The sequence below is a fragment of the Mycobacterium sp. IDUB_37 genome, assembly GCF_055419245.1.
The window spans coordinates 40,197-46,470 of sequence record NZ_JBVAXG010000018.1 but is presented as its reverse complement, the minus strand read 5'-3'; the positions used below and the strand labels follow the sequence as shown (position 1 = coordinate 46,470).

Sequence of the window (6,274 nt, the reverse complement as noted above, 5' to 3'; positions counted from 1 at the left end):
CCGAAACCGCACCACCGAAAGTAGTGTCAGCGATGTCCTGACAACAACGTGTCAGGGATGTCCCCGGCCACTACACAGACTCAACCCCGTAAACCTGCTCACTTTTCGACCGGAGCAGGCTGCTCAGAATTCAACCGGAGCCGACACGGGCCTGGCGTCTTGGTCGACTCCACGATTGCCGCGATCGCCGCAGTGCTGGTTCACTTGGATAGGATTCAGCATCGTTTCCTTGAGGTTTTCGACCGGGGGGATTTCAGTGGCAAGCCTGCGTGTGCCCGTTATGCTGCTGATGTTGGTTTCTGCCGGGTTGGTCACCACCATGCCCGTAGCGGCGGCGGATATCACCGCTCACGACCAACAATTCCTAAGTGCGTTGGCTGCGGGCCAGTGGTACAGCGGCTCGCCGGAAAGCACCGTGAGGCTGGGGCATAACATCTGCGACGGGATCTCGATGGGAAGTACCGTTCGGCAGGAGGCAAACGGAGATTTTTGGTACGTAGTCCCTCCGGGAAGCAAGGAAGCGTTTTTCTTCGTTAAGACCGCAATCACCTACTACTGCCCGCAGTATCTTCCTAAAGTCGATTGGTGAGCTTCGACCGCCGGCGCTTTGCAGTTGGTGCAATCTTTTCACGTATGCGTGAGCTTTTGCAGACCGCGCAACGGTCGCCTGGTGCGCCGGCAAATTCGATCGACGGTTAAGCAATCCGTAGCGGCGCTGCGGGACGACGGGCACAGCTCAACCCGTTGTGGTGTGGGTGGTGGTGCAGGCTGTGTTGCCCCGTTGTTACTTCGCTGGGCTCACTTTTCGCAGGCGATTCCGTCACCGTCGCGGTCGAGTCCCCGGCGATAACCGGGCTCCCCGGCGTGCAGCGGCGCTGCACCGGCAGCCTTCACCGCAGCGCAGTTCGGGTAGTACACAGACGACCCGTTGGTGGGCACCGTCTCCGATGGCGACGGCGACGGCGATGGCGATGGCGATCGCGGTGGTGGCGGTGAAACAGTTTCGGAGACGCTCTCGGACGGAGGAGACGCCACCGTGGGCGGTGATGGCGTTGGTGTTGCGGCGGTCGCACCGCAATTGGTGAGGATCTGCGCGATCGCGTCGTGCTCGGCCTGCGTCACCCAAAGCCCGTACAGGGTCTTCACGTTGACAATGCGGGAAACGAAGGTGCATCGGTAGGACTTGTTGGGAGGCAACCACGTTGCGGCGTCGCCGTCATTCTTCTGTTCGTTGACCGAGCCGATGGTGGCTTGCAAATTGATCGGGTCGTTAGCGAAGGCGCGCCGTTGGTTCGCGTCCCACTGTTGCGCCCCTTTCTGCCACGCGTCCGATAACGCGACGATGTGGTCGATCTGTATTTGCGATGATGAGCCAGGGCTGCGGTGGAACTCGACGGTCGTGTCCGTGTAGGGATCATGCAAGATGCCGGCAAGCACTGTGCAGCCATTCGTGCCCGGTTTGATCTCCACCGCGACGAGGTCTCGCCGCAAAATGTCGTTGCGGGTGTCGCAGCCGTTATGCCCGTAGTCCACCGTCGTGTCGTCGGTCCACGCCGGACCGAACTGGTCGCGGTCATATCCGGTCTTAGGTGCACGCCCCTTGATCGGCAGCGTGGCAAGCTTCGCTAGCGCGGCTGAGGCATCGCCAGGTTGTGGCTGGGGGGCCGGGCTGATCTCGTGCGACGTCGAAGTGGGAGACGAGGCCGGGGGAGCTGCGATCGGGGTCGAAAAGGCGGGCGTCGTGCCGAAAAACGTTGTGGGCAAGGGCGACACCGTGGTGCTCGCCGAATCGGTGCGGCCGGTCTGGCCAATCACTACGATCAACATCACTGTGCCGATGAGGCTCCCGACGATCAGAGCCGGCCGCCTTCCGCCTAATCTTCGCGCGCGAGAGCTTTTTTCACCCGTCATCGGTGTTCTTGGGGGGACCAAAGCTCCTAACGCGGCAGTCGCCGTCCGAGTATGAGTCCCGGCGCGGTTCGGTTCTACCGCATCGGTAGAACCGAATAAGTTCTCGTCTCTGGCGTCGAGCTGCTCGTGTTCCGGCGGCGGCTGCACCGTCGGTGTCGCTGGCACGGGTGGCGCTGGCGGTTGATCATTTTGAGCGCTTGGAGCACTGGGCGTGTCGACTGTGACGCCGAAGTCTGTAGCAAAGGAAGCCAGCCCCCCTGCGTAGCCTTGCCCGATCGAATCGAGGCGCCACCGGCCGCCGCGCCGATACAAAGCGACCAGCTGCAGTACCGATTCGTTTGTGAGGGAAGGCGGCCGGAAAATGATGCGGTCGGAGCCGCCGTAGACGTCGACGTGCAGTGCAGGCACCTGGCCGAAGCGTTTACCTTGGGCTTCTGCACTGGCCGCAATGAGTACTCGATGGACGTCGGCGGGCACATCCGCCAGAGAGACCGAGATGCTTTGGTCGGACACCAACGCCACCCCTGCGGCTCTTCTGTTGTTGAAAAAGACAAGGGCGTCGTCGCTGCGCACCCTGCCGGAGCTGTCGAGAAGTACGGCCATGACATCAACGTCAACGTCCGTCGCACCGCCGCCGACCGTGATGGTGTAGGCGGCGGCGTGCAAATCAGTTTTCGATCCCTTGCTCACCTCGCGCCGGTCAAACATTGTTCTCATTACCCCGTACATGCTCTAGTTGAAATTTGCTGTAGCACTAGCGCTCCGACTTCTTCGGCAGTGTTTTAGGAGCCGGGTGCGCCTGCGTCGGCCAGTCGGCTCGGCGAAGCGATAGCCGCATCCTTTACCGACCGCGTCGGCAACGAGGATTGAATCTGCGCACCAACGGCCCGATGAGGCGATAACGACCGAACGGCATCCCTTCCACCGGCCCACCATAAGCATTCGGCCGAGCAACCGTCTGCAGCGACCTGGATGCGAGTTAGCGATGCGCCTAGAGCACTGCCCATACGACGTCTAAGGTCAAATTCCGGGAGATCCCGGTGACTGTGGAGGGACTGACTTGGAGGTCGGCGAAGGAACCCCGTTCGGACGCTATCGCCTGATCGAGTTGCTGGGTCGCGGCGGCATGGGCGAGGTGTGGCGTGCTCATGACACCCGAACCGACCGCGTTGTGGCGATCAAGGTGCTGCCCGCGCACTTCTCCGATGATGCAAAATTTCAATTGCGGTTCCGCCGCGAAGCCCACAGCGCCGCCCGTATCGACAACCCCCACGTCATTCCGATCCACGACTACGGTGAAATCGATGGCCGGCTGTATGTGGACATGCGCCTCATCCGCGGCCGAGACCTTCATTCCGTGCTGGTCAGCGGCCCTATCGAGCCCGCCCGAGCGGTCCGCATCGTTGAACAAGTCGCGAAAGCCCTCAACTCCGCGCACCGCGCGGGATTAGTACACCGCGATGTGAAGCCATCGAACATCCTTCTCGACGAAGACGACTTCGCTTACCTCATCGATTTCGGAATCGCCCAGGCCGCCGATGACACCCGCATGACCGGCACTGGCAACGCCATCGGCACTTTCCACTACATGGCTCCCGAGCGGATGAGTGGCCAGCCCGATGACGCCCGCGCCGACATCTACGCATTGGCCTGCGTCCTGTACGAATGCCTCACCGGGCAACCACCTTTCGCCGGCACCAACATGGCCAGCCTGGTGGCAGCCCACCTCAACACCCCGCCGCCACAACCATCTAACTCGAAACCAAGCATCCCCGGAGAGCTCGACGCCGTGATAGCAACCGGCATGGCCAAAGACCCCGACAATCGATTTGCCACCGTGGTCGAGCTAGCCAAAGCCGCACGTGAAGCGCTCATGAACCTGCCCCATAGCGAATCCCGTCTGCTCGCAGAGCCAACCCAACCCGCATCCGCCCACCTTCACGATCATTCGTCGCCGGCGACCGCCGACGGGCCGCGTGCCGCCCAAACACCAACGCAGCCCAATGCGACGCCAGACCCAACAAGAAGGGCCTCGCGTGACAAGACACCCGAGGCGGCCACGATTCGAGACGGATCCGCGGCGACCCGGGCCCGCTCCGGCCCATCGGAGCCACCAGCGGCACCGCCACCAACAAATCCGAAACGATCCCAGCCCGGAAAGCGGATGTCACTGATCGGCGTCGCGGCTGTCGCATTGCTCATAGCCGTCGTCATCGTCGTCGTGCTGACCAGAACGGGGGACACGCGATCGAAGTCCGTGAACACCCCGAGCGGCGCGCCCACCAGCACAGTCACGTTGCCGACATATCTTCTGCCTACGTCGACGTCGACGTCGACGTCGCCGACACCGACCGACTACCTCGACCTGTTGATTCCAGCCTCCGATATCACTGCTTTATCGGGCGACCCGTTCACCGTCGGGCAGCCGCCCACCCAGACCGAGCGCGCGCCCGGAGTTCAGGGCACGTTCAAGAACTCGACTGGCGTCGACATCATCAGTGTCAACATTTTCGTCCTAGCGGACGCTACCGCCGCTGTGAGCGCAATGAACGGCACGTTGGGGTCGCTGGACACTTCGGTGGTCGGCGGCGTCTCGCAACGCGTGTCAGTCGGCAACGGCGGAACAATAGTCGCTGGCACCTCGCCGGACAGAACCGCGACCGCGACTGTGCTGGTATTCACCCGAGGTAAGGCTTCCGTCACGCTGCACTTCCAAGGACCCCCGGGCGACTCAGTACCAATAGATTTCGCCACGGCGGTCGCTCAAGCGCAGGACGCCACCATCATGAAGAACCTCCGCGCCTAAAGTCAGGTCACGAACGCCCACATCAGCGGTCAGAACACAATGTCAGTGATCGACACTGCCGCCAACACCTTCACTACCACCATCCCGCAGAACGGCGGCAACATTTCCGGAGTGGGAGTGACCGCCAACGGCAACTACGTCTCCGCCACCGACAGCAACAACGGCACAGTCTCAGTCATCGACACCGCTACCAACACCGTGATCCAAACCATCGGCGGCATCCGTCAACCGTTGAGTGTGGCCACATAACCCGGGTCGCCTACTCTCGTCGAGCGGGCCTATGACGGTGCTGCGGCGCGCAGGATTGGGCTGGTGCTGGACCTGAGATAGCCCTCTAGCTTGGGCCGCTCTGGTGGACACAAGTACTTGGTGGCCATGAGACCGACTGCGTAGACCTGCGTCGGCGGGACTTGCCCCAGCTCGTTCGTGACGGACTTGGCCACGATGGCGTCGGTGGTGCTCACCCCCGCGTACGAGCCGCCGTGAAGCCAGTAGCAGAAATCTTGCATTAGGTTCTCCACGTTGAGCGTACTTGCAGTGATACCAGCAGTTTTCGCTGCTTGCGCGTCGGTGGCGTAGTCCAATTCGAGCCAGCCTGGATATTCAGGGTCGGCGTGCGCTGGCGCGGCAATCACGGTGGCGATGAGGAAGCCGGCGACAATGCTGACCACGCTTCTCATTGCACAGCTTCTCCATCGGGGCTTGTGGAAGTTGGGGGATTGGGTAGATCGTCGGCGAGCTTGCCCTCTAGCAGTGGGATCGGCTTTCGTGCTAACTGCAGCTCTCTCGCCACTGAGCTTGTGAGACATCCCGATTCGTGAACTAGTGGCAGCTGACGGCATTGGGATCCGGGCCTCGCTGAATAGTGACGTCACTGCCTGAGGCTACGGAGTAAGGGCTGGTCACGGTGACCACAATCGTTTCCCGGACACCCCCCCACGACCACTGGCTGAGCTCGTTCGGGTTTCGCCAACTGTCGTCCGCGCACCACGCCAGGCCGCTGAATGGTTTCCCGATCGGCAGCTGGGGGAGCAAGTCCGCGCGTTCCTGAGCTGGCCCCATCGGCACATGCCACATCTCAGTGCCGGCGACAGGCTGGCCACCCGTCGGCGCGGAACCTGCAGGAAAAGTCACGTTGATGAGTTGCGAATGCAGCGCCTGTCCGGGATCGGCGCCGCTCGTCGACACAGGACCGGTAGTAGACACGGCAAATACCGCCGCCGCCGAGATGGCTATTCCCAAGATCCTGCTGGCGGTCATCCGCGCTGCCTCTGTGTCGGACAATTCATCGTTATCGTACGGACTCTAGGCCGAGCGCTGAAGAATCTGAATCCGCGCGGTGTTCCCGGGTTTATAGTCAGCAAGTGCCGAGATTGAGGGTGCTCGCAGCGGCAGCAACATTCACGGCGGCGCTCAGCGCCGCGCCAGCCCGAGCCGATTCCGGCGAGAGTGAATACATGTGGGAAATCACTAACATGGGGATCACCCCCGCAACCACGGGCCGAACATCTGCCCAGCTACTCGCGATGGGTCACTCGTTTTGCGGCATGCTCGCCG

At 62.0% G+C, this 6,274-nt stretch carries 6 protein-coding genes; 3 read left to right on the top strand and 3 right to left on the bottom strand.

The window, feature by feature from the left end:
• The first annotated feature begins 256 nt into the window (after positions 1–256).
• Positions 257–589 (top strand): DUF732 domain-containing protein, encoded by a 333-nt coding sequence (locus tag ACZY1I_RS32040; protein ID WP_463761670.1) that lies wholly within the window; start codon positions 257–259, stop codon positions 587–589.
• A gap of 209 nt (positions 590–798) precedes the next feature.
• Here the strand turns inward: ACZY1I_RS32040 and ACZY1I_RS32035 are convergent, their stop codons facing one another.
• On the bottom strand, positions 799–2,628 hold the full coding sequence (locus ACZY1I_RS32035) for a TerD family protein (protein ID WP_463761668.1): 1,830 nt from the start codon (positions 2,626–2,628) through the stop codon (positions 799–801).
• A gap of 343 nt (positions 2,629–2,971) precedes the next feature.
• Here ACZY1I_RS32035 and ACZY1I_RS32030 point away from each other — a divergent pair, with 343 nt between their 5' ends.
• The gene (locus tag ACZY1I_RS32030; RefSeq protein ID WP_463761667.1) at positions 2,972–4,717 is read left to right on the top strand and encodes a serine/threonine-protein kinase; all 1,746 of its coding nucleotides are present in this window, start codon (positions 2,972–2,974) and stop codon (positions 4,715–4,717) included.
• Positions 4,718–4,756: 39 nt separating this feature from the next.
• Complete coding sequence (locus tag ACZY1I_RS32025) at positions 4,757–4,966, top strand: YncE family protein (RefSeq protein ID WP_463761666.1); 210 nt, start codon at positions 4,757–4,759, stop codon at positions 4,964–4,966.
• Between the two features lie 29 nt (positions 4,967–4,995).
• Here ACZY1I_RS32025 and ACZY1I_RS32020 read toward each other — a convergent pair whose 3' ends face one another.
• Positions 4,996–5,397: a hypothetical protein gene (locus tag ACZY1I_RS32020; protein ID WP_463761665.1), complete on the bottom strand. Its 402-nt coding sequence runs from the start codon at positions 5,395–5,397 to the stop codon at positions 4,996–4,998.
• A 142-nt stretch (positions 5,398–5,539) separates the two neighbouring features.
• Positions 5,540–5,977 (bottom strand): hypothetical protein, encoded by a 438-nt coding sequence (locus ACZY1I_RS32015; RefSeq protein ID WP_463761664.1) that lies wholly within the window; start codon positions 5,975–5,977, stop codon positions 5,540–5,542.
• Positions 5,978–6,274 lie beyond the last annotated feature (297 nt).

Bases quoted from the DNA above. Each gene is read 5' to 3' on its own strand.
- ACZY1I_RS32035 (WP_463761668.1), bottom strand. From the start codon at position 2,628: ATGAGAACAATGTTTGACCGGCGCGAGGTGAGCAAGGGATCGAAAACT.
- ACZY1I_RS32025 (WP_463761666.1), top strand. From the start codon at position 4,757: ATGTCAGTGATCGACACTGCCGCCAACACCTTCACTACCACCATCCCG.
- ACZY1I_RS32020 (WP_463761665.1), bottom strand. From the start codon at position 5,397: ATGAGAAGCGTGGTCAGCATTGTCGCCGGCTTCCTCATCGCCACCGTG.
- ACZY1I_RS32015 (WP_463761664.1), bottom strand. From the start codon at position 5,977: ATGACCGCCAGCAGGATCTTGGGAATAGCCATCTCGGCGGCGGCGGTA.